Below are 23,113 nucleotides of genomic sequence, written 5' to 3' on the forward strand. Positions count from 1 at the left end.
CTGGTCACGATGTCGGCTGTGGGCGTAAGCTTGCCTTCCTGCCCCGGGAATCGCCCATGCGTCTGCTGGTCATCGAAGACAATCGCAACGTGGTTGCCAACCTGTTCGAATATTTCGAGGCGCGCGGCCACGTACTGGATGCCGCCCCCGATGGCATCACCGGGCTGCACCTGGCCAGCACCCAGCCATACGATGCGGTGGTGCTGGACTGGATGCTGCCGCGGATGGACGGCAAGGAGGTCCTGCGCAGCCTGCGCGAAGAACACAACAACCCGGTGCCGGTGATCATGTTGACCGCGCGCGATGAACTGCCGGACAAGATTGCCGGTTTCCGGGCCGGTGCCGATGACTACCTGACCAAGCCGTTCGCACTGCCGGAACTGGAAGTGCGGCTGGAAGCGGTACTGGCGCGCGCCGCCGGTCGTGGCCGCGCGCGGGTGCTGGAAGTGGCCGACCTGCGGCTGGACCTGGACACCCTCGAAGCCAGCCGTGGCGGACGTCGGTTGCACCTGTACCCGGCCTGCCGCAAGCTGCTGGAAACCCTGATGCAGGCGAGCCCGGCCGCGGTCACCCGCGAGCGGCTGGAATACGTGCTGTGGGGCGACTCGCCACCGGAAGGCGACATGTTGCGTTCGCATATCTACGATCTGCGCCGCAGCATGGACGGGCCGTTCCCGACCAAGTTGCTGCATACCTTGCCGCGGGTGGGTTACCGCCTGGCCCGGACCTCCGATGCAGATGCCGATGACCGCGCCGCCACGGGCTAGCCTGCGACGGAGGATCATGGGCTGGGTGCTGACCTACCTGGCCTGTGTCAGCATTGCGATCCTGCTCGGCGGTGCGTTGATCAACGAGCGGGTCGAGCGTCTGGTCTGGACCTCGATGCTGAGCGCCGAGCTCGAGCATTTCCGCGAGCGCAGCCGCAACGATGCCGACTACCAGTGGACCGATACCGGTGGCACCCGCCTGTTCCTGCCAAACCAGCGGCCATGGCCGCCAGAACTGCAGTCGTTGCCGCCGGGCCTGCACGACGATATCCCGGTCGCCGGCAAACTCAGCGTGGTCCTGGTCGAGGATGGCGAACGCGGACGCCTGGCGCTGGTCGAGGATGTCAGCGAATTCAATCGCTATGACGACTCCATCCTCGCCCTGATCGTCGGCGCGACGGCTTTCGTGCTGCTGATCCTGGGCCTGGCCCTGGCCTGGGCGCTGGGCCGGGCGACCCGGCCGTTGCAGCGCATTGCCGACGACATCGCCGGCCTGCGACCGGATCAGCCGAGGCAGCGGATTTCAATGCTCAGGCACAACAGCCGCGAGCTCTGGCAGATCAGCGAGAAGTTCAACGAATACCTGGATCGCAACGAAGCTTTCATTGAACGCGAGCGCACCTTCATCAACAGCGCCAGCCATGAACTGCGCACGCCGGTGACGGTGATGATCGGCGCCAGTGAACTGGCCCTTGCGCAGACCGATCTGTCAGCCAGAAGCCGGGGACATATGCAGCGCGTACTGAGCACCGCGCGCGAGATGGATGATCTGATCGGCATGCTGCTGATGCTCGGCAAGGATCCCGCGCGTGTCGGCCGCATGAGCGATCAGATCGCCCTGGATCAGTTGTTGCCGGAGATCGTCAAGCAGCACCTGCACCTGACCCGCGACAAGCAGTTGACGGTGACCATCGCGCCACTGCCGGCCTGCGATATCATCGCGCCGCATGCATTCGTGCAGGCCGCGATCGGCAACCTGCTGCGCAACGCCATCGAAAACAGTGACAGCGGCGAGATCATCGTGTCGCTGCTGGCCAACGCGACCGTGATCATCGACGACCCCGGCCACGGCATGAGCCCGGATCAGATCAGCCGCATCTATTCGCGGATGGCGCGCGGCGAACCGATGCCCGGCGATGGCATCGGCCTGGAGCTGATCACCCGTTTGAGCGATCACCTGGGATGGAAACTGGAGTTTTCCGCCCGGCACCCGCGCGGCACCCGCGCCAGCCTGCGCTTCAGTGCCTGACGGCTTCGCCTTCCGCCATCCGCGTGTCGTAATGCGCGGCCAGGTAGGCGCGTAGTGACGCGGGCTTGACCGGTTTGGTCAGCAGGCGATAACCGCGCTGGCGGGCTTCCTGCTTGAGCGCATCGCGGCCGTCGGCGGTCAGCAGTGCACCGACCACCGGGCCGGGGCAGGCGGCGCGTAGTGCATCGAGGGTGTCCAGTCCGTCGAGACGATCGTGCAGGTGGTAGTCGACCAGCATCACGTGCGGAGTCTGGGTGATCTTCTGCAGGGCTTCTTCGACGGTGGTGGCGGTGATGACGTGGGCCTGCCAGCGACCGAGCAGGGCGCGCATGCCGTCGAGGATTTCCTGATCGTTGTCCACGCACAGCACGCGCATGCCGGTGAGCGCCTCGGCTGCGCCGGGTGCGCGTGGCGCGCGTGGTGCGCGCGACAGCTCGGCCGCGCGCGGCACCGTGATGGAGAATACGCTGCCGTGATCGACCCGGCTGTGCGCATCCAGGTCGTGCTTGAGCACGCGCGAGATGCGCTGGCAGATCGACAGCCCGAGGCCCAGGCCGCGCTCGCCCCAGTCGAAGGGTTGCTGGAAGCGATGGAACTCGTCGTAAATCTGGCGCATGTGGTTTTCCGGGATGCCCGGCCCGGTATCCCACACCTGCAACACCACATCGGTGCCGCGTACGCGCATGCCGAGCACGATGCGGCCCTTGCGGGTGTAACGCAGCGCATTGGCGAGGAAGTTCTGCAGCACCCGGCGCAGCAGCCGGCGGTCACTGCGTACCGGCATCATCCGCGCATGCACGTGCAGGCCCAATCCACGGCCTGCCGCCACCGGTGCGTACTGGGCGGCCAGTTCGCGCAGCAGGTCGCCGGCATCGAAAGCTGTGATCTCGGTCTGCAGCCCGCCGGCGTCCAGGCGCGAGACATCAAGCAGGCCATCAAGCAGTTCCTCGGCGGCACGCAGTGAGGCATCGATGCGTTCGGCCAGGTGGCGGCGTTCGGCGATGCTGTCATGGCGGTCCTGATCGCTGTCGCGCAACGCCGAGACGAACAGCCGTGCCGCGTTCAGTGGTTGCAGCACGTCGTGGCTGACCGCGGCCAGGAAGCGGGTACGCGATTGCTGCGCCGATTCAGCCTCGCGGGTGCGCAGCTCGACCCGTTGTTCGAGGTTCTCATTGACCTCGCGCAGCGCCTGCTCGGCACGCTTGTAGTCGGTGATGTCGCTGTAGCTGGTGACATAACCGCCGCCTGGCAGAGGCTGCCCGCGTAACTCGATCACCTGGCCATCCTCGCGCACGCGTTCGAAGGTATGTGGCGAACCCGCACGCATGTAGCTGATGCGCTTGCGGATCTGTGCCTCGATATCGCCTTCGCCAAGTTCGCCACGCTCACCGTTGTAGCGGATCAGATCGGCGACCGGACGTCCGATGTACAGCATCCCGTCGGGATAGCCGAACATCTGCTGGTAACGGCGATTCCAGGCCACCAGCCGCATCGCCGGATCGACCACGCTGACCCCGGCGGAAATGTTTTCCAGCGTGGTCGACAGGATCTCGCGGTTGAAGCGCAGCTCCTGCCCGGCTTCGTCGAGCACCGCCACCACCTCGCCCAGCTCCATGCCCGATCCGCGCAGCACGCTGGTCAACACGATGCGTGCCGACGCCGCGCCGATCGCGGCCGCCAGCAGGCGCTCGGTGAACTGCACCCAGGCGCGGTCGGCCAGCAGGTTGGGCTGGACTTCCCGATCCAGAGCCTGCGCCTGTTCGGCAAACGCCCGTCGCGCGTGGCGTTCGCCGACCACCCGCTCGGCCAGCGTCAGCAGATCACCGACCCGTACGCTGCCGGGCCACTCGCCAGCGACCAGCGCCGGCCGCTGCGCATACGGATCCAGGAACGGCGCGGCGCGCAGGCGTTCGTCGACGCCGGGCCGCCAGCGTGCCGACACCAGCATCATGCTGCCGGTGTTGATCAGCAGCGACCAGAACATGCCGTGGGTCAGCGGGTCCCAGCCGGTCAGGCCGAACAACTGGTGCGGGCGCAGCAGTCCCAGGCCGAACGGGCCGCTGTGCAGCCAGCCGTCATCCCACCAGCCGGCCTGGGTCATGGTCGGCAGCAGCAGGGTATAGATCCAGGTGGCGAAGCCGAGCAGCATGCCGACCTCGACCCCGCGACGGCTGGCGCCGCGCCAGTACAGGCCGCCGATCAGCCCGGGCGCGAACTGCGCGACCGCCGCGAACGCCATCAGCCCGTATGACGCCAGCGTGCTGTCATAGGCGCTGCTGCGGTAATAGCTGTACGCCACCAGTGCCAGCAACAGGATGGTGAGGCGGCGTATCCACAGTACCCGCGACGCCACGTCGGCCTCGCCATGATGGCCAGCCCAGCCGCGGTGCAGCAGCACCGGCATCACCAGATCGTTGCTGACCATCGTCGACAAGGCGATGCTGGCGACGATCACCATGCCGGTGGCGGCGGAGAATCCGCCGACATACGCAGCCAGCGCCAGCGCCTGGTTGCCGCCGGACAATGGCAGCGCCAGCACGTAGCTGTCACCGGCCAGGTCGCTGCCATTGCCGAACGCGGCGGCACCAGCGGCGGCAATCGGTATGATCATCAGCGAGAACAGCACCAGATAGATGCCGAACAACCAGCGCGCACGACGGATGTCACCGACGTCACCGCATTCGACCACCGCCACGTGGAACTGTCGCGGCAGGCAGATGATCGCCAGGAAGCCGAGCAGGGTCTGGGTGACGAAGCCTACCGGGGGTGCGTTCTCGAACAGGGTGCGCGCGGAGGCGGTAACGTCGATGTCGCGCGCGCCCAGCCACAGGTAGGCGAACAACCCGATCGACACCATCACCACCAGCTTGACCATCGACTCCAGCGCGATCGCCAGCATCATGCCGTGGTGGTGTTCGGTGGCATCGACCTGGCGGGTGCCGAACAGCGCCGCGAACAAAGCCATCAACAGTGCCACGTACAAGGCCGGGTCGGTGAGGAAGCCATGACTGGAGCGACCGCTCTGGCCGCTCAGGACTTCCAGGCTCATCGCCACCGCCTTGTACTGCAGCGCCAGGTAGGGCACCACGCCAATCAGCGCAATCACCGTCACCAGCGCCGCCAGCCGGCGCGAGCGGCCGTAGCGCGATGACATGAAGTCGGCAATCGAAACCGTGTTCTGGCTGCGCGCAATCAGCGCCAGCCGCTCGATGATGCGCCAGCCAAACAGCAACAGCAGCAACGGGCCGAGGTAGATCGGCAGGTAGCCGATGCCGTAGCGGACCGCGGTGCCGACCGCGCCGTAGAAGGTCCAGGACGAGCAGTACACCGCCAGCGCCAGGCTGTAGACCACCGGTCGCAGCCACGGCCGGTTGGGATACATCGGCCGGCGATCGCCCCACCATGCCACGCCGAACAGCAGCGCGGCATAGCCAATCGACACCAACAGCAGCACCCAGCTGGAAACCACCGCTGTCTCCGGGGTTGGAAAGATGGCAGAGAGTGTACTGAGGATTGTCGTAGGCGGGGGCTCTGGCGCTCGGGTCCGGGCTGGCGCTGGGACGCTGTGGTGGTGGTGGTGCCTTGATGTGCGGCAGCAAGCAGCGGAACAAGCAGGGAAGCAGGCAGCGGAACAGGCAGCGGAGCAAGCTCCGCTCTACGGCGGCTGTTTTTCAGGCCCCGAGCAGGGTCCTGGCCACGGTCTGCGCCTGCATCCTCAGTTCTGGTACCGCGATGCTCTCCCAAAGATCACCAATGCGCAGGCTGCCGATGGCAAACAGATTCGCTTGCGTTCGGCCATCGGCATCGATGGCATGGCCGGCCGCATCGGTGCGGATGCCGACACCGTGCGCGCCCGCAGCGACCAGGCCAGTGCCGAGCAGCTCGCTCAGCAACGGGTTGCGCATGGTCTGCACCCGCATCTCGACGCCGGTCGCGTTGATGATCACGTCGACGTCAGGTGCCACCTGTGCCTGGCCACGGTGGCGCAGGCACAGACGAACGCGTTGCCCGGCCGGGGTAACGGTATCGAGCCGGCCGCGCAGGATGCGTAGTTGGCCGCCTTCGACCCGCTGCTGCAGCTGGGCGTGTACCTGTGGCGCGATGCGGTGACGATGGATGTCCCATTGCCGCACCACGTGGCGCAGAAAGCGGCGCTGATCCGCAAACGACAGCGACTGCCACAGCGCCTGCACGTGGGGACGCAGCGCATCCAGCACGGTCTGCCATTGCGCTTGTCCGCGCGCGGCCTCGCGCAGCAGGCGCACCCGCTGGCGCAGGCCCATCGCCAGCAATGCGGGTAATGGAATATCCGCCGGCACGCTGGCGGCCACGTGCGCCAGCGGCATCAGCCCGTGGCGCGAGACCACCAGGATCTCGCCGGCATGACCGTTGTCGATCAGGCTGAGCACGCTGTCGACCATGCTCAGCCCGGAACCGACGATGCAGACAGCGGCGTCGGCCGGGATGCGCTTGATCGCATCGAACTGCCAGGCTTCCAGCAGGTGGCCGGCGGCCAGTTGATCGCCGCCGCGGGCCGGCAATGGCCTGGGCCGGTTGCCGACGCACAGCACCATGTTGCCGGCCTGCAGCGAGCGTCCGTCCTGCAGCAGCAATTGCCAGTGTCCGTCGCGTGGCTGTGCCTCGATGACGCTGGCCTGCACGATGTCCAGGCTGGCCGGGCTGCTGTCGCGTGCGCGCTGCAGGCGATCCCGCAGGTAGCCGCCGTACAGGCGACGCGGCACGTACTGGCCGGCCAGTTGTTCGCGCGGCAGATCGAACTGGCCGCTGGCCTGCAGATAGTCGAGGAAATCATCGGGCGCATCGGCAAATGCACTCATGCCTTTGACCGGCACGTTCAACAGGTGCTCGGCGTGGGCGGTGGCGTAGGCCACTCCGTTGCCGATGATCGCCGATGGTTCCACCATCACGATGCGCAGCGGCGCGCTGGCCAGCCGCAGCAACTGGGTCGCGGTCAGCACGCCGGCGGCGCCACCGCCGACGATGACGACATCGGCAGGGCTTTGGCTATCTGCGGTATTCACCATGGCATTGTAGGCCATGCGCCGGGAGTCAGTCCGGGCGCGCTACAACAGTGAATCGGACAACCGCGCGATGCCTTCCAGGCTGCGCCGCCAACGTGGCCGTTGTTGCCATTGTTCCGCGCACAGGAGATCCGCATCGGCCAGGTATTCGGCTTCCACCGCTTGCAGGCGCCGCACCAGATCGGCGTCGTAGCAGAGCAGGCCGACCTCCGCGTTCAGCGCGAACGAGCGGATGTCCAGATTGATCGAGCCGATCAACGCGACCGTGCTGTCCACGCTCAGGTGCTTGGCGTGCAGGAAGTGTGGACGGTACAGCGCAATCTTGACGCCGCAGGCCAGCAGCTCGCGGTAGTACGACTGCTGCGCCCATGCGGTCAGGCGCTGGTTGTTGCTGCGTGACAGTACCAGCTGGACGTCGACGCCGCTGAGCGCGGCGGTGCGCAATGCGCCGAGGGTGGCATCGTCGGGCACGAAATACGGGGTGACCAGGCAGATGCGACGGCGCGCCAGGTGGATCATCGCGGCGACAGTGTCGCGGGCATTCTCGAATGGGTAGGCCGGACCGCTGGGCAGCAGCTGCGCGGCGACGCCGTCGTCCTGTTGCGGGCAGTCCACACCGACCTCCAGCCGTTCGCCGGTTTCGATGTACCAGTCGCCGGCAAACAGTGCCGACAGATGCGGCACGATCGGACCGTGGCAGCGTGCGACCAGTTCGCGATTGGGAAAGCCCGGCACGAAACCCGGACTGGCCAGGTTCTGCGAACCAATCGTGCCGACCTGGTTGTCGATGACCGCGATCTTGCGATGGTTGCGTAGATCGACGCGGCCGCTGAAGTACCAGCGCAGGCCACCGGGCAACATCTCGTGGACCTGCACGCCGCTGGCCCGCAGGCGTTCCTTGTAGGCGCGCAGGCCACGTTTGGCACCCATCGCATCCAGCAGCAGCCGGCACTGCACGCCACGCCGGCTGGCGCGTTCCAGCGCCTGCACGATCGACTCGCCAACCTCGTCGTCGAACATCAGGTAGTACAGCAGGTGCACGTGATGCTGGGCCAGGTCGATGTCGGCAATCAGCGTCTGCAGCGACTGCTGGTAATTGGACAGCAGTTGGATCTGGTTGCCATGTACCGGCATGAACGCACCCTGGCGCTCGACCAGAGTGGTCAGTTCATCGGCGACAGTGTCGACCTGCGGGGTCCAGCGCAGCGCGCTCAACCGTGGCTGTTCCTCGCGGATGACCTCCGAGACCCGGGTCTGGCGGCGGCGGCGCTCGGCCGACAGCCACGGGTGGCCCAGCAACAGGTAGATGGGAACCCCGAGCAGCGGCACGAAGCCGATCAGCAGCAGCCAGCTGCGCGCGGCCGCCGGCCGGGTCCGGGTGGGAATCCACAACAGCGCACCGATGCGGATCGTCCAGTCCGCAATCAGCAGCAACAGGCCAACGTTCCAGTCCATGCCATGCAGTCCATGCAAGAAGGGGGTGCCCCGATAATGCCACGGGCAACAAAAAACCCGCCATCGGGCGGGTTTCCTGTATCGGCATGATCCCCGCCGGGGCAGGGATGAACGTCCGGCTGGCATCCGCGGGCGGATGCGCCGTCAGATCACTTGATCTTGCCTTCCTTGTAGATCACGTGCTTGCGGACGACGGGATCGTACTTCTTGATCTCCATCTTGCCCGGGGTGTTCTTCTTGTTCTTGTCGGTGGTGTAGAAGTGGCCGGTGTTGGCCGAGGAAATCAGACGGATTTTGTCGCGCTTGGTAGCCATGTTTGATTACTCCTCAGACCTTTTCGCCGCGGGCGCGCAGCTCGGCCAGAACGGAATCGATGCCGTTCTTGTCGATGGTGCGCAGTGCATGCGCGGAAACTTTCAGCTTGATCCAGCGGTTTTCGCTGGCGACCCAGAAGCGGCGCTCATGCAGGTTGGGCAGGAAGCGACGACGGGTTTTGTTGTTGGCGTGGGAGACGTTGTTACCGGTCTGCACACGCTTGCCGGATACTTGGCATACGCGGGACATTACGCACCTCGAAGTGATTTTGCCTTTCTTAGCCAGAAAGACGGCGGCCCCGGCGCCCGGAACCTTCCGGAAGCCACGCGATACGGGCAAAGACCACTGCAGAAACAAGCCGGAATCGCATTCCCGGCCGCCAATCCAGGCATTCGCTGATGGTTCCACGAATACGCCGGACGCAGTGAGCCGCGCATTATGCCAACAATCGCCGGTCCGGGCAAGACCCCGCCCGGACGGGGGCTGCCCTGCTGCCAGCGGACCCGATCCGACGGCTACGGGGCGGTGGCCTTGGCCTTGTCGGCGTTGGCCTGGGTCTTGCTGTCGGCGATGAACTGGCGGATCTGCGACTCCAGCACCGGCAGCGTCACCGAGCCCTGGCGCAGGACCGCGTCATGGAAGGCCTTGATGTCGAAATCGGCGCCGAGCTCTTTCTCGGCCTCGGCTCGCAGCTTGACGATGGTGATCTCGCCGAGTTTGTAGCTGAGCGCCTGGCCGGGCCAGGAAATATAACGATCAACCTCGGTTTCGACCTCATGTTCGCTCAACGCGCTGTGATCGCGCAGATAGGCGATGGCCTGGTCCCGGCTCCAGCCGGAATGATGGATGCCGGTGTCGATGACCAGCCGGCAGGCCCGCCACATCTCATAGGTCAGGCGGCCGAAATCCTCGTACGGGGTCTCGTAGATGCCCATCTCCTTGCCCAGCTTCTCGGTGTACAGCGCCCAGCCTTCGCCATAGGCGGAGATGTAGTTGTCGCGGCGGAACTCGGGCTGGTCGTCCTGCTCCAGCGCCAGGGCGCCCTGCAGTGAATGGCCCGGCGATGATTCATGCAGGGTCAGTGCCGGCAGGTTGTACAGCGGCCGCGACGGCAGGTTGTAGGTATTCAGCCAGTAGGTACCGACGCCACCGCGGCCGGCGGTCCAGAACGGCGCGATATCGGCAGGTACCGGGACGATGGTGAAGCGGCCGCGCGGCAGGGTGCCGATGAACTTGCCGACCTCACCGTCAACCCGCTTGGCGATCCAGGCGGCGCGGTCCAGCAGTTCCTGCGGGGTCTTGGCGTAGAACTGCGGATCGGTACGCAGGAACTGCAGGAAGTCGGCAAAGCTGCCCTTGAACTTGAGCTGCTTGATGATGTCCTGCATCTGCGACTGGATCCGCGCCACCTCCTGCAGGCCGATGGCATGGATTTCATCGGGACTCAGATCCAGAGTGGTGTATTCGCGGATCTGCTGCTGGTAGAACTCCTTGCCGCCGGGCATCGCTTCGGCCGCCAGCGTGGTCCGCGCCTGCGGCACGTATTCATCGCGGAAGAACGCCAGCAACGTGCCGAATGCCGGGATGACCTGCCCGGCGATCGCGGCCCGACCCTCGGCGCGCAGTTTTTCCTGCTCGGCGGCGGGGATGCTGGCCGGCATCTTGTGGTAGGGCTCGTACAGGGTGGCGGCGGTCGGGTCCTTGAGTTCGGCGACCGCGGCGATCGACACGTCACGGCCGGCCAGCACCGCCTTGGGCACGCTGAAACCCCGCGCCAGGCCCAGCCGCATGTTGTCGATCTGCTGGTTGAAATAGCGCGGCACGTCGCGCAGGCGGGCCGCGTAGTTGCGATAGTCGTCGGCGTCATGCATCGGACTGCGGGCCATGAAAGACAGGTCCGACCAGAACGAGGAATCCGAATTGAACGGCATTTCGTAGGCACCCAGACGCACCGAGGCGGCCAGGTTTTCCACCTGCGGCCGGTAGATCGCCAGGTTGATGCGGTTGGCGGCGGACAGGGCATTCACGTCCAGCGCGTCCAGCTCATGCAGCACCTGCTCCCAGACCTTCAGCCGTGCGGCCTGGGCGCTGGCGCCGACATCGGGCAGATGATCGTTGTTGCCGCTGCTGTCGCTGTCCTCGTCGGCAGCCCCCATCTGCTCCTGGCGCCACGCCCATTCCTTCTCGTAGATGGCCTGGAACTGCTGGTCGGCGGCCGAGACGCTGGCGGTCGCTGGAGCGGCGTCGGTGGTGGCCGGCGCGGCCAGCGCCAGCGGCGCCACGGTCAACAGGGACAGGGCCAGGGCGGCGGCCAACGGGGCAATCAGGGGAGCTTTCAACACGGCAATCTCACGGCAACAGGTACTTCGATGGTAGTACAGGCGGGCGCGGCGGGGCGGGTGCCGGAGGGCATGGATCGCGCCGGCGGCCGGCGCCCGGTCCAGGTACCGGCCGCCGCGCACGGTTCAGCCGGTGGTGAGCTGCGCGCGCCGCCCGTGCAGCCAGCGATACAGCGCCGGCAATACCAGCAGGGTCAGCAGGGTCGATGAGATGATGCCGCCAATCACCACCGTGGCCAATGGCCGCTGGACCTCGGAACCGGCGCCGACGTTGAACGCCATCGGCACGAATCCCAGCGAGGCGACCAGCGCGGTCATCAACACCGGCCGCAAGCGGCCCAGCGCACCGTCGCGGACCGCCCGGTCGAGATCCATGCCGGCGGCACGCAGTGAGCGGATGAAGGCGATCATCACCAGCCCGTTCAACACCGCCACCCCGGACAGGGCGATGAATCCGACCCCGGCCGATATCGACAACGGGATGCCGCGCAACGCCAGCGCCGCCACCCCGCCAGTCAGGGCCAGCGGAACCCCGGAAAACACGATCGCGGCATCGCGCACGGAGCCGAATGCCCAGAACAACAATGCGAAGATGAGCAGCAGGGTCACCGGCACCACCACCGCCAATCGCTGGCTGGCCGAAATCAACTGCTCGAAGGTGCCGCCGTACTCGACCCAGTAGCTGGCGGGCAGGGTGACTCCGGTCGCCACGCGTTGCCGCAGCTCGGTGACAAAACCACCCAGGTCGCGACCGCGCACATTGGCGGTGATGACGATGCGGCGCTTGCCGTTTTCGCGGTTGACCTGATTGGGCACGCTGCTGGTTTCCAGGCGGGCTAGTTCGCGCAGGGGCACGCTGCGTGGCGTGCCGACGCTGGCCTGGAGGCCACGGCTGGCTTCGTCGAGGTTGGCCTGCTCGCCCAGGGTTATCGGCAGGTCCGCCAATGCCGCAGGATCCTGGCGCAGATCCTCGGGCAGGCGCACGATCAGATCAAAGCGCCGGTCGCCTTCGAACAACTGGCCGGCGATCTGGCCGCCGACCGCGGTCGCCACGGTGGACTGCACCGCACCCGGGTTCAAACCGTAGCCGGCCAGTGCCTGCCGATCCGGAATCACGCTGAGCAGGGGCAGGCCGGTGGCCTGCTCCAGGCGGACGTCGGCGGCGCCTTCAATCGTGCGCGCCACCGCTTCGATGTCGCGACCGACCGACACCAGCGTATCCAGATCATCGCCATACAACTTGATGGCGACGTCGGCGCGCACGCCGGAGATCAATTCGTTCATACGCATCTGGATCGGCTGGGTGAACTCGTAGTTGTTGCCCGGCAGCTTGCGCAGCGCGGCTTCCATCCGCGCGACCAGTTGATCCTTGGGCAGGCGCGGGTCCGGCCACTGCCGGCGCGGCTTCAGCATGACGAAAGTATCGGCCACCGACGGCGGCATCGCGTCGGTGGCGACTTCGGCGGTGCCCAGCTTGGCGAAAACGCGCTCGACCTGGGGAAACTGCAGCAGACGTTTTTCAAGGCTGGCCTGCATCGATAATGACTGCTCCAGGCTGGTACCGGGAATGCGCATGGCATGCAGGGCGATGTCACCCTCATCCAGGCTGGGCACGAACTCGCTGCCCAGCCGGGTCGCCAACAGCAGGCACAGCGCGACTGCCGCCAGCGCCCCGGCCATCACCAGCGCACGCCGTCGCAACGACCACGCCAACAGCGGTACATACGCCCGCCGCGCCCAGCGCATCAGTCGATTTTCCTGCTCGCTGATGTTGCCGCCAAGGAACATCGCGACCGCTGCCGGCACGAAGGTCAGCGACAACAGCATCGCCCCGCTCAACGCCAACACCACGGTAATGGCCATCGGCTGGAACATTTTTCCCTCGATTCCGGTCAGCGCGAAAATCGGCAGGTAGACGGCGGTGATGATGGCCAGGCCGAACAGGCTGGGCCGGATCACTTCGACCGTCGCGCTGGCGGTCAGCTCGCGTCGCTCCTCGCGATCGGGCTGGCGGCCTGTCTGCTGCTGGAATCCGGCGAGCCGGCGCAGGCAGTTCTCGATGATGATGACCGCACCATCGACGATCAGGCCGAAATCCAGCGCGCCCAGGCTCATCAGGTTGGCCGACACGCCACCGCGGGCCATGCCGAAAATCGTCAACAGCATCGCCAGCGGAATCACCGCCGCGGTGATCAATGCCGCGCGCAGGTTGCCCAGCAGCAGGAACAACACCACGATCACCAGCAGGGCCCCTTCCAGCAGGTTCTTCGACACGGTCCGGATGGTCCGGTCGACCAGGGCGGTGCGGTCGTAGACCGGCCGCGCGCTGACACCAGCAGGCAAGCTCTGGTTGGCGATGGCAAGGCGCGCGGCGGCCGCCTTCGACACGTCGCGGCTGTTGGCGCCGACCAGCATCATCACCGTACCCAGCACCACTTCTTCGCCGTTCTGGGTGGCGGCGCCATTGCGTAGCTCGCGGCCTTCACCGACCCCGGCGACATCGCCGATGGTGATCGGAACGCCCTGGCGACGATCCAGCACGATTCCGGCAATGGCCTGCAGGTCACCGACCTGGCCGGGGATGCGGACCAGGTACTGCTGGCCATTGCGTTCGATGTAGCCGGCGCCGACGTTCTGGTTGTTGGCGCGCAGCGCATCGACCAGATCCTGCAGGGTGAAGCCCAGTGCCAGCAGCCTGGCCGGGTCCGGGGTGATGTGGATCTGGCGGGCGTTGCCACCGATGGTATTGACCTCGGTGACGCCGGCGACGTTGCGCAGCTGTGGCCGGATTACCCAGTCCTGCAGCGTGCGCAGATCGGTCGGGCTGTAACGACTGCCATCGGACTTGCGTGCATCGCTGCTGGCTTCGACCGTGTACATGAAGATCTCGCCCAGGCCGGTGGCGATCGGCCCCATCGCCGGTTCCAGCCCGGCCGGCAGCTGCGCCCTGGCTTGTTGCAGCCGTTCGGAGACCTGTTGCCGGGCGAAGTACAGATCGGTGCCATCCTTGAACACCACGGTGACCTGCGACAGGCCATAGCGCGACAGCGAGCGGGTGTAGTCCAGGCCTGGCAGGCCGGCCATCACGGTTTCGATCGGATAGGTCACCCGTTGCTCCGATTCCAGTGGCGAATAGCCGCTGGCTTCGGTATTGATCTGCACCTGCACGTTGGTGATGTCGGGTGTTGCGTCAATCGGCAGTTGCCGGAAACTCCATACGCCGAGGCCGGTCAAGGCCAACGTCAGTGCCATCATCAACCAGCGGTGGTCGATGGCGAAACGGATGATCGTCTCCAGCAGCCCGCGTTTGATGACAGCGGGGCCTGGCTGATGCCGCGGGTCAGTGCTCATGCGATGCCCCCGATTTTTCCATGTCGGCCTTGATCAGATAGCTCTGTTCGACTACGACCTGATCGCCGGCATCGACGCCGTCCAGGACCTGCACCTGGCGGGCGTCGCGCTGGCCCAGCCTGACCACGCGCGCGCGGTAGCGGTTGCCACTGCGGACAAACACGACATCGTTGCCGTCCTGGCTCTGCAACGCGCTCAGTGGCAGCACCCGATCGGCAGGCGTCTGCGCAACGGTGATGCGGGCCTTGACCGCCGAGCCGGGACGCCATTGGCCATCGCTGTTGTCCAGCTGCGCGCGCGCCACCGTGCTCTGGCTGACGGTCGCGGTGCCGGGCAGGATCCGCTGCAGGCGGGTATCGGCGGTGGCGCCGTCGCTGAGCCGGGTAATGGTGACCGGCGAGCCGGCGGTGATGTGCTGGGCATCGGCGCCAAACACATGCAGGTCGACCCACAACGAGGACAGATCAGCGATTTCATACAGCAGCATGCCTTCGCTGGCGACGCCGCCAACGCTGGCATGGCGCGCCAGCACCACGCCGGACAGCGGTGCACTGACGGTGTAGTCGCTCAGGCTCAGGTTGCTGGCGATGATGGCCAGTGGCTGGCCGGCGCGCACCTGATCACCGACGTTGACGGTGAGCTGGCGGATGGCCCCGGGGAAACGCGCGCTGACCTCGGCGACGCGACCATCGATCGGGGTCAACAGGCCCTGTATGACATGTTCATCGGCGATCACGCCGGCGACCACCGGCGCCACCCGGATGCCGGATTGTTCGGCGATGGCGGCATCGATTTCGACTTCGTCATCATCGTGGGCATCGGCATCGGCATCGGCATCGGCATCGGCGTGACCATGGCCGTCGTCATCGCGTGACGGGTCCGGGTTGCCGGCGTGGGCGGCAGCGCTCGCTGATGACGCAGTCTTTTCATTGCATCCGCTGACGACAACGGCGATCGACGCCGCAAGCAACAGCGAAGCGAGTATTCGCGGAACGACTGATGGAATCATGGGCGTACCTCCTGGGGGCCAGCCAGCATCGGCTGGCCGGTCAAGCGCTGGATTTCAATCAACGCGGCGTGTGCATCACTGGCGACCGCCAGTTGTTGCCGTTGTGCCTGGATCAGTTCCGACTGCAGCTGGGCCCATTCCAGGCTGCTGGCAGCGCCGGCGCGGTAGGCGCGCTCGGCAGCCTTGGCGGCTTCTTCCCAGGCCGGCAGCACCTGTTGCTGGAGCCGGGCGACTTCGCGCTGGTCCAGCTGGTAGCGGCCGTGGGCTTCAACCAGGGTCGAATACAAAGACAGCGCGCTGGCCTCGCGTTCGACCTGCAGCTGCGCCAGTTCCGATTCGGCGAGGCGGATCCCCGGCTGGGCACGGCTGGCGCTGGCCAATGGCACGCTGACACTGGCCAGCAGGCCGACATCGGCGCCGCCTTCGATGCTGCGCGCGCCAACCATCCATTGCCAGTCGGCGTTGCGCTGGCTGCGCGCCAGTTGCAGCCGCGCCTCGCCGATCCGCTGGTCGCTGGCAAAGCGGGCCAGTTCCGGGGTCTGCTGCAGGTAATCGACAAGCACCGGCAACGTCGCCAACGACGGCAGTTCGAACATGCCGGCATCGCCGACCCTGAAGTCGGCCTGCTGGTCGCCCCACAATGCCGCCAGGTACTGGCGCGCGGCTGTCTGCTGCTGGAGTGCGCGATCGCGATCCAGTTCGGCGCGCGCCAACGCCGCCTGTGCGGTCAGCATCACCGATGCTGGCGAAGCACCGGCCTGCAATCGTTGCCGGGCGGCCTGCAGCGCACGCCGGCGTTGCGCGATGTCGCGCTCGGCAATCCGCTGTTGCTGCTGGGCGACGCCGACCGCGAGGTACCTGCGCGCCACTTCGGCCAGCACATCCAGCCGCTGCATTTCGCGTTGCACCGATAGTCCGTCAATCCGGCTCTGGGCCAGGGCACGGCGCGCATCGAGCTTGCCGCCGCGTTCGAACACCGAGGCCAGGCTGAGGGTCAGATCCGCGCCGTCGAAGCCACGGTAACTACCGCTGCCGAGGGCGTTCTCGACTTCGGCGCCGAGCATCCACGGCGGGGTCTGCACGGCCAGCTCCTGTTCCGCGGCCAGGGTTTGCCGGCGCAGTTCGAACAAGCGCAGGCGGGGATGGGATTGGGCGACGCGTTCCATTGCGTCTTCCAGGCTCAACAACGGTGACGACTGCGCCCGCGCTTGCGCGCACGACGCGGCCATCAGGACGGCAACAGCCGCCAGACGAAACCACATGGGAATTCTCCGGATCAGTCAACGACAGCCATGCACGCCGCGGGCGATGGCTGGCATCGGCGCGCGTGGCGATGAGCGGGTGGCGTCAGATCCGGATGGGTGGGCGGAACAATCCGCCGATCAGTCGACCGGCGGGATCGGCAGGGACGGCGAACACGACATCGCCGGCAGCCAGTGCTGCTGGCAGGCGCGGCAAGGTAGTGGTGATGGCGACCGCATGGCCGCAGCAGTGGTTGGCGCTGGCAAGCGCGTGCAGCAGGCTGCGTTCCTCGCCTTGTCCGCGATCGTCCTGGCCGGCATCGGAGGCATCACCGAACGCATGCTGATGGCGACCGTGATCGACGAGCGGATGGACGGCTTCGTGTACCTCAGCCACCGAGGCCAGCACCGGCTGCGCCAGGGTCGCCATCAGCAGCGCGCACAACACCAGCAGGTGCTGCAGTGGTTGGCGGCGGTGGCGACGAGCGGACATGCGTGACAGGTTAGCCAGCAGTGGCCGTGTTACACAATCGCGGAGGCCGGTGGCGCTGCGCCATCGGTGTTCAATGGCCGGCTTTCTGACGCCGCCAGCCGCGGTGTTTGATGTCCAGTTGCAGGCTGTACAAGGCCGTGAAGGCCGGGAACAGGTTCTGCAGCACGCCGACCGAGTCCTGTTTCGCGGAAAACAGGAAATAGCTCAGCGTCATCAGGCTGCCGACCACGCTCATGTACCAGAACAGGCGCGGGATGACCGGCTTGCCGGCGCGCCGAGAGGCAATGAACTGGACCAGCCAGCGACCACCGAACATCAAGGCCCCGGTGTAGCCGATCAGCTTCCAGCCGGTGACGTGCAGCCCGCTCCACTGCAGCCACAGGATCTCCTGGTTGAGCAGGCTGCTGGCAATCATGTCGTTGTCCGGGGCGTACGCACGATGCGACTCACAGTTCGCGTACGCCGGTCCGCCGGGACCGTTTGATCAACCAGCTGACCCCACGCAGATCGGCAATGCCGACCAGCGCCCGGCCCAGGTTGTTGTATTTGGACACGCCGGTGGTGCGATGGCGATGGTTGACCGGCACGCTCAGGGTCTGCCAGCCGGCGCGCTGCATCAGTGCCGGCAGGTAACGGTGCATGTGATCGAAGTACGGCAGGTCGAGGAAGGCTTCGCGCTCGAACAGTTTGATGCCGCAGCCGGTATCGGGGGTGTCGTCGGCCAGCATCCGCGCCCGGATCGCGTTGGCCCACTTGCTGGCCCAGCGCTTGCTGCCGGTATCGCGGCGCTCGACCCGCCAGCCGGCGTACAACTTGACCAGCGCCTGCCCGGCCTCGCGCGCCTGCAGCAGCTTGGGAATGTCGGCCGGGTCGTTCTGGCCATCGCCATCGAGGGTGGCGATCCACGCGCCACGCGCGGCCTTGACGCCATTGCGGATGGCGGTGCTCTGGCCGCTCTGCTGCTGATGCGTAATGACCCGCAGCTGCGGCACCCGCATCTTCAGCGCCTGCAATACGGCAAGGGTGTCATCGCTGGAGCAGTCATCGACATAGATGATTTCGAATGGCACGCGACCGTCCAGCGCGCTGACGATTTCCTGTACCAGCGGGGCGACATTGTCGCGCTCGTTGAATACCGGTACGACCACGGAAAGTAGGGACATCATGTCAGCAGGTCATCAGGCAAAGGACGTGTATCCGGTGGCACGGCGCGGCGGGCGGGCTATTGTCCGTGGCCGCTGTCGGAATTGCGTTAACCCATACCGTACGGCTCAGCCGTCCTGGCGCGGCCGCAGCTTTTCCAGCACCCCGTCGAGGGTATCCAGGTCGCTGTAATGGATAACCAGCTTGCCCTTGCCGCCGCGGCCGTGGGCGATGTTGACCCGGGTGCCGAGGTTTTCCGACAACTCGGTTTCCAGCGACAGGATGTCCGGTTGTGGCGCCACCGCCTTGCTCGGCTTGCGCTTGCTGCTGACCGGCACCTTGCCGGCGGCGAACTGCTGCGCGCGGTGTTCGACCTCGCGCACCGACCAGCCTTGTTCGGCAGCTTCGGATGCCAGCTTGCTGGCCAGCTCCGGCGACAGCGTCAGCAGCGCGCGGGCGTGGCCCATTTCCAGCCGCCGTGCTTCCAGCAAGGCGCGGATCGCCGGCGGCAGTTCCAGTAGTCGCAGCAGGTTGGAAACCGCGGCACGCGAGCGGCCGACCGCGCTGGCGGCTTCGGCATGGGTCAGCGCGAACTCGTTGATGAGCCGTTGCAGCGACTGCGCTTCTTCCAGCGGATTGAGATCTTCGCGCTGGATGTTCTCGATCAGCGCCATGGCGATGACGGTGCGATCGTCGAGCTCGCGCACCACTACCGGGATTTCGCTCAGGCCGGCTTCCTGCGAGGCGCGCCAGCGGCGTTCACCGGCGACGATCTCGAACTGGCCCGGTGCCAGCTCGCGCACAACCACCGGCTGGATCACGCCCTGGGCCTTGATCGACTCGGCCAGCTCGCTCAGCTTGGCCGGATCCATCGCCATCCGCGGCTGGTACTTGCCCGGCTGCAGCGCGGTCACCGGCAGCGTCCGCATCGCCTCGCCGGGCTGGGCCTCGGCGGGCGGCGTTTCCGCGCCCTTGGGGCCAAGCAGGGCTTCCAGGCCGCGACCGAGGCCGCGCTTCTTCGGGGCGCTCATCACACGTACTCCATTCGTTTGACTGGTTTGTTGCGCTCGGCCTGGCGGCGCAGGATTTCGCCGGCCAGTCCGAGATAGGCGACCCCGCCACGCGAGGCGCGGTCGTAACCGACGATGCTCTGGCCATGGCTGGGTGCTTCGGCCACGCGCACGTTGCGCGGCACGATGGTGCGGAACACGCGGTCGCCGAAATGGGCGGTCAACTCCGCCGAGACCGCGTTGGCCAGGTTGTTGCGCACGTCGAACATGGTCCGCAGCACGCCTTCGATCTCCAATGCCGGGTTGAGCCGTGCCTGCAGCGCCTGGATGGTTTCCATCAGCGCGCTCAGCCCTTCCAGCGCGTAGTACTCGCACTGCATCGGCACAAGCACCGAGTCGGCGGCGGTCAATGCGTTCAAGGTCAGCAGCGACAGCGCCGGCGGGCAATCGATGATGATGAAGTCGTAATCGGCGCGGACACTTTCCAGCGCCTGCTTCAGCCTCTGTTCGCGGCCATCGACGTTCATCAGCTGGATCTCGGCGGCGGTCAGGTCGATGTTGCCCGGCAGCAGGTCGAAGTTCTCCGGAGTGGCGACGATGGCATCGCGGGTCGCGGTTTCCTGCAGCAGCACATCGCAGGTCGAGTGCGCCAGTTCGCGCTTGTCGATGCCACTGCCCATGGTCGCGTTGCCCTGTGCGTCCAGATCCACCAGCAGCACCCGCTGCGGCGCGCGCGCCAGGGCAGCGGCCAGGTTGACGGCAGTGGTGGTCTTGCCGACGCCGCCTTTCTGGTTGGCAATCGCGATGATCCGGGCCATGCGTGTGAGCGCCTTGTCTGTGGAGAGTGGGAGGTGGAACGGGGTCGAACCCGGGATTATGCGGGTTTCGCCTCGGTGCGTCCCACTATTACAAGGTGGCGCTCGCCGATCAAACCCGGCACCGCCAGCGGCAGGATTGCCTCGACGCCCCAGCCGGCGGGCAATGCGGCAATCTCCGAGGTCGGCAGCACGCCCTTCATCGCCAGCAGCTTGCCATTGGGTTTGAGCAGGTGCCCGCCGACGGCGATGATGCCGTCCAGCACGTCCAGTGCGCGCGCGGTGATGATGTCGTAGGCGCCTGGTTCGACCAGTGCCTCGGCCCGGCTCTCGGCCACGCGGGCATTGCCCAGGCCCAGCTGGCGCACTGCTTCGCGCAGGAAGCGGGCTTTCTTGCCGTTGCTTTCGACCAGGGTCACCTGTAACCGTGGATGGGCGATGGCCAGCGGGATGCCGGGCAGGCCCGGGCCGGTGCCGAGGTCGGCCAGGTGGCCGCTGCTGACGAATCCGTGCATCGCCAGTGAGTCGAGCAGGTGCCGTGTCACCATTTCGCGCGGGTCGCGGATCGCGGTGAGGTTGTAGGTGCGGTTCCAGCGAGCCAGCAGCGCCAGGTAGGCCAGCAGGGGAGGCGCCAGTGCATCGGCATCCAGTTGCAGCAGGCTCAGGCCTTGCCGCAACTCGTTGACGAGGGCGTGATCAAAAGGGGAATCCGGTGGGCTCGGGGGTGTGTTCATCGCCGGCATTATCGCCGATGTCCGCTGCTGGCGGCCCGGCAGCGAGCGCCGGCGGCAGGCTGGCATGCCAGGCGACGGCGGCGTGGTAGCCGGGGTCCGGCTGCCATTCGCGTACCTCCCAGTCCTGCGGCCGGCCCAGTTGCGGATCACACTGGACCAGCGTCATCTGCTGGTCGCGCGGCACCAGCAGCAGCCGGTGCAGGCCGAACGACAGACCGTGGCCCATCGCCTTGAGTACGGCTTCCTTGGCGCACCACAGGCGCAGGAAACCGGTCTCGCGTTGCCCGGGATCGAGTGATTCCAGCCACACCACTTCATGCGGATGGAAGAACCGCCGCGCCACTTCCAGCGCCCGCGGGCGTGGCCGCGGGCGCATCCACTCCAGATCGACGCCGACCCGATGGCCCTGCGCCAGCGCGACCAGCAGCGCATCGCCACTGTGACTCCAGTTGACGTCGTAATGTGCCAGCGGCGATGCCAGCCGCGGCCGGCCGCCGGGCTCGCGCAGGATCGGCAATTGCGCGGGTGGTTGTTGCAGCGCCGCGCCCAGCACTTCGCGTGCGCCGGGCTCGCCGCGCTGGCGGCGGACATGCGGTCGCAGCCAGATCCGGGCCGGACCATATTGCCAGTGGTGGGTTTCGGGCAGGGGCGTGGACATCGATGGGCCGGCGCGGGGATGGCTCGACGATACATGAACAGGCGATCGACTGCAGACCCGGCCGGCGTTGTGCACGGCGGCGTGCATTGCACCCGGATTGGCGCTATCAACGGCGATGCAGGATGCGGGCAACACCGCAGTTAACACCGGTTTCACGGCAAAGGCAGCCTAATCAGAGGCATCCCGGATCGGGATGTGATCACTCACCTACTGTATGAAGGAGTCAAACGTATGGGTTTCATCCTTTGGTTGATCGTGGGCGGCATCATTGGTTGGTTGGCCAGCATCATCATGCGCCGCGATGCGCAGCAGGGCATCATCCTCAACATCGTGGTCGGCATCATCGGTTCGTTCCTGGGCGGCTGGCTGATTGCACCGCTGCTGGGTTCGGGCACCGCCAATAGCGGTGATTTCAGCCTGATGGGGCTGCTGGCGTCGCTGATTGGCGCCGTGATCCTGCTGTTGATCGTCAATCTGTTCACGCGCGGGAGAGCGCGCTGACGAGCAATACCATCGACGAGCAAGGCTGCGACCGCGTGCGCGAGTCGAGACGCACCCAAGGTACGTGGCAGCACAAAGGCCCGGTTTTCCGGGCCTTTGTTTGTTCCGGGCCAGGCGCGTCAGCGCTCCAGCTTGACCCAGGCCGGGGCGTGATCGCTGGGACGTTCCCAGGTGCGTGGTTCGCGATCGATGCCTGACGCGCTGGCCTCGGCGCGCAGCGCATCGGAGACCAGGGTCAGATCGATGCGCAGGCCCAGGTTGCGACGCAGCCCGCCCATCCGGTAATCCCACCAGCTGTAGATGCCGGCTTCATCGTTATGCAGGCGGAACGCATCGTGCAGGCCCAGAGCGTACAGCCGACGCAACGCGTCGCGTTCGGCCAGCGAGGTCAGGATGTGCTGGTCGCCCCACTTGACCGGATCGAACACGTCGCGCTCATCCGGGGCGATGTTGAAATCACCCATCACCACCAGTCTGGGATGACGTTGTATCTCATCGGCCAGCCAGCCATGCACCGCCTCCAGCCAACGCAGCTTGTAGGCGTATTTGTCGGTGCCCAGGTCCTGGCCATTGACCACGTACAGATTGACCACGCGCACATCGCCGATGGTGGCGGCAATCACCCGCTTCTGCTCGTCGGCAAAATCGGGAATGCCGACCTGCACGTCGGCCAGCGGTTGCCGTGCCAGGAGCGCCACGCCGTTGTAGGTCTTCTGGCCGGCAAACACGCTGCGGTAGCCGAGTTCGGCCAGGGCGGTATCGGGGAAGCGTTGATCCTCTAGTTTGGTTTCCTGCAGGCCGACCACGTCCGGCGCAGTGTCGCGCAGCCACTGCTGCAGGTGCGGCAGCCGCACGTTGAGCGAATTGACGTTCCAGCTGGCGATACGCATCCGGGCGTGTCCTGTTTGAAAGTGTCGGCGATTTTACAGACTCCCGCGGCCGCGCTGTGGCGCCAGCGCGGCGACCGCCTGCCGATGCGGGAATCGTCATT

20 protein-coding genes and 1 pseudogene are annotated in these 23,113 nt (G+C 66.3%); 4 read left to right on the top strand and 17 right to left on the bottom strand.

Annotation, left to right across the window (positions count from 1 at the left end; all coding sequences use genetic code 11):
- Positions 1 to 56 precede the first annotated feature (56 nt).
- Both ABB29_RS13375 and ABB29_RS13380 read left to right on the top strand, forming a co-directional pair.
- Entirely contained in the window at positions 57 to 767 is a 711-nt protein-coding gene (locus ABB29_RS13375) for a response regulator transcription factor (protein WP_057660049.1), read from the top strand.
- Positions 768 to 783: 16 nt separating this feature from the next.
- Positions 784 to 2,016, top strand: coding sequence for a sensor histidine kinase (locus ABB29_RS13380; RefSeq protein ID WP_170185875.1), 1,233 nt, complete (start codon positions 784 to 786; stop codon positions 2,014 to 2,016).
- Here ABB29_RS13380 and ABB29_RS13385 read toward each other — a convergent pair.
- From ABB29_RS13385 to ABB29_RS13460, 16 genes are all read right to left on the bottom strand, one after another.
- Positions 2,006 to 5,485 (bottom strand): hybrid sensor histidine kinase/response regulator, encoded by a 3,480-nt coding sequence (locus tag ABB29_RS13385; protein ID WP_057659895.1) that lies wholly within the window; start codon positions 5,483 to 5,485, stop codon positions 2,006 to 2,008. The two genes, ABB29_RS13380 and ABB29_RS13385, sit on opposite strands and share 11 nt — an antisense overlap.
- Before the next feature lie 202 nt (positions 5,486 to 5,687).
- Complete coding sequence (locus ABB29_RS13390; protein ID WP_057660051.1) at positions 5,688 to 7,061, bottom strand: FAD/NAD(P)-binding protein; 1,374 nt, start codon at positions 7,059 to 7,061, stop codon at positions 5,688 to 5,690.
- Between the two features lie 39 nt (positions 7,062 to 7,100).
- Positions 7,101 to 8,513, bottom strand: coding sequence for a cardiolipin synthase (gene cls, locus ABB29_RS13395; protein WP_057659897.1), 1,413 nt, complete (start codon positions 8,511 to 8,513; stop codon positions 7,101 to 7,103).
- A gap of 149 nt (positions 8,514 to 8,662) precedes the next feature.
- Positions 8,663 to 8,827 (bottom strand): 50S ribosomal protein L33, encoded by a 165-nt coding sequence (rpmG, locus tag ABB29_RS13400; protein ID WP_057659899.1) that lies wholly within the window; start codon positions 8,825 to 8,827, stop codon positions 8,663 to 8,665.
- Positions 8,828 to 8,840: 13 nt separating this feature from the next.
- Entirely contained in the window at positions 8,841 to 9,077 is a 237-nt protein-coding gene (rpmB, locus tag ABB29_RS13405; protein WP_057659901.1) for a 50S ribosomal protein L28, read from the bottom strand.
- Positions 9,078 to 9,343: 266 nt separating this feature from the next.
- Positions 9,344 to 11,155, bottom strand: a complete 1,812-nt coding sequence (locus ABB29_RS13410; RefSeq protein WP_057660053.1) for a DUF885 domain-containing protein — start codon at positions 11,153 to 11,155, stop codon at positions 9,344 to 9,346.
- Between the two features lie 138 nt (positions 11,156 to 11,293).
- The gene (locus ABB29_RS13415; RefSeq protein WP_057660055.1) at positions 11,294 to 14,467 is read right to left on the bottom strand and encodes an efflux RND transporter permease subunit; all 3,174 of its coding nucleotides are present in this window, start codon (positions 14,465 to 14,467) and stop codon (positions 11,294 to 11,296) included.
- 40 nt (positions 14,468 to 14,507) lie between these two features.
- On the bottom strand, positions 14,508 to 15,527 hold the full coding sequence (locus ABB29_RS13420; protein ID WP_083487908.1) for an efflux RND transporter periplasmic adaptor subunit: 1,020 nt from the start codon (positions 15,525 to 15,527) through the stop codon (positions 14,508 to 14,510).
- Positions 15,524 to 16,789, bottom strand: a complete 1,266-nt coding sequence (locus tag ABB29_RS13425; RefSeq protein WP_057659905.1) for a TolC family protein — start codon at positions 16,787 to 16,789, stop codon at positions 15,524 to 15,526. The genes ABB29_RS13420 and ABB29_RS13425 overlap by 4 nt, the downstream gene beginning before the upstream one ends.
- A gap of 85 nt (positions 16,790 to 16,874) precedes the next feature.
- Positions 16,875 to 17,261 carry a hypothetical protein gene (locus ABB29_RS16435; RefSeq protein ID WP_157062661.1) on the bottom strand — a complete coding sequence of 129 codons (387 nt, stop codon included), beginning with the start codon at positions 17,259 to 17,261 and terminating at the stop codon, positions 16,875 to 16,877.
- Positions 17,262 to 17,331: 70 nt separating this feature from the next.
- Positions 17,332 to 17,676 (bottom strand): lipid-A-disaccharide synthase N-terminal domain-containing protein, encoded by a 345-nt coding sequence (locus ABB29_RS13435; RefSeq protein WP_057659910.1) that lies wholly within the window; start codon positions 17,674 to 17,676, stop codon positions 17,332 to 17,334.
- A 31-nt stretch (positions 17,677 to 17,707) separates the two neighbouring features.
- A complete protein-coding gene (locus tag ABB29_RS13440; protein WP_057660057.1) occupies positions 17,708 to 18,424 on the bottom strand; it encodes a glycosyltransferase family 2 protein in 717 nt (238 codons plus the stop codon).
- A 108-nt stretch (positions 18,425 to 18,532) separates the two neighbouring features.
- Positions 18,533 to 19,435, bottom strand: coding sequence for a ParB/RepB/Spo0J family partition protein (locus ABB29_RS13445; RefSeq protein WP_057659911.1), 903 nt, complete (start codon positions 19,433 to 19,435; stop codon positions 18,533 to 18,535).
- The gene (locus ABB29_RS13450; RefSeq protein WP_057659913.1) at positions 19,435 to 20,232 is read right to left on the bottom strand and encodes a ParA family protein; all 798 of its coding nucleotides are present in this window, start codon (positions 20,230 to 20,232) and stop codon (positions 19,435 to 19,437) included. The genes ABB29_RS13445 and ABB29_RS13450 overlap by 1 nt, the downstream gene beginning before the upstream one ends.
- A gap of 56 nt (positions 20,233 to 20,288) precedes the next feature.
- The gene (rsmG, locus tag ABB29_RS13455; RefSeq protein WP_057659915.1) at positions 20,289 to 20,963 is read right to left on the bottom strand and encodes a 16S rRNA (guanine(527)-N(7))-methyltransferase RsmG; all 675 of its coding nucleotides are present in this window, start codon (positions 20,961 to 20,963) and stop codon (positions 20,289 to 20,291) included.
- On the bottom strand, positions 20,926 to 21,621 hold the full coding sequence (locus ABB29_RS13460) for a 4'-phosphopantetheinyl transferase family protein (RefSeq protein ID WP_083487910.1): 696 nt from the start codon (positions 21,619 to 21,621) through the stop codon (positions 20,926 to 20,928). The genes rsmG and ABB29_RS13460 overlap by 38 nt, the downstream gene beginning before the upstream one ends.
- Positions 21,622 to 21,852: 231 nt before the next feature.
- On the opposite strand from ABB29_RS13460, the pseudogene ABB29_RS16805 reads away from it, so the two are divergent.
- Together ABB29_RS16805 and ABB29_RS16810 are read left to right on the top strand one after the other, a co-directional pair.
- A pseudogene (locus tag ABB29_RS16805) lies at positions 21,853 to 21,970 on the top strand (GlsB/YeaQ/YmgE family stress response membrane protein); the annotation flags it as partial.
- Positions 21,952 to 22,122, top strand: coding sequence for a GlsB/YeaQ/YmgE family stress response membrane protein (locus ABB29_RS16810; RefSeq protein ID WP_425414776.1), 171 nt, complete (start codon positions 21,952 to 21,954; stop codon positions 22,120 to 22,122). The pseudogene ABB29_RS16805 and the gene ABB29_RS16810, both read left to right, overlap by 19 nt.
- Before the next feature lie 119 nt (positions 22,123 to 22,241).
- Here the strand turns inward: ABB29_RS16810 and xth are convergent, their stop codons facing one another.
- The gene (gene xth, locus ABB29_RS13470; protein ID WP_057659919.1) at positions 22,242 to 23,012 is read right to left on the bottom strand and encodes an exodeoxyribonuclease III; all 771 of its coding nucleotides are present in this window, start codon (positions 23,010 to 23,012) and stop codon (positions 22,242 to 22,244) included.
- Positions 23,013 to 23,113 lie beyond the last annotated feature (101 nt).

The sequence above is a fragment of the Pseudoxanthomonas dokdonensis genome, assembly GCF_001431405.1.
GTDB classification, from domain to species: Bacteria; Pseudomonadota; Gammaproteobacteria; order Xanthomonadales; family Xanthomonadaceae; genus Pseudoxanthomonas_A; species Pseudoxanthomonas_A dokdonensis.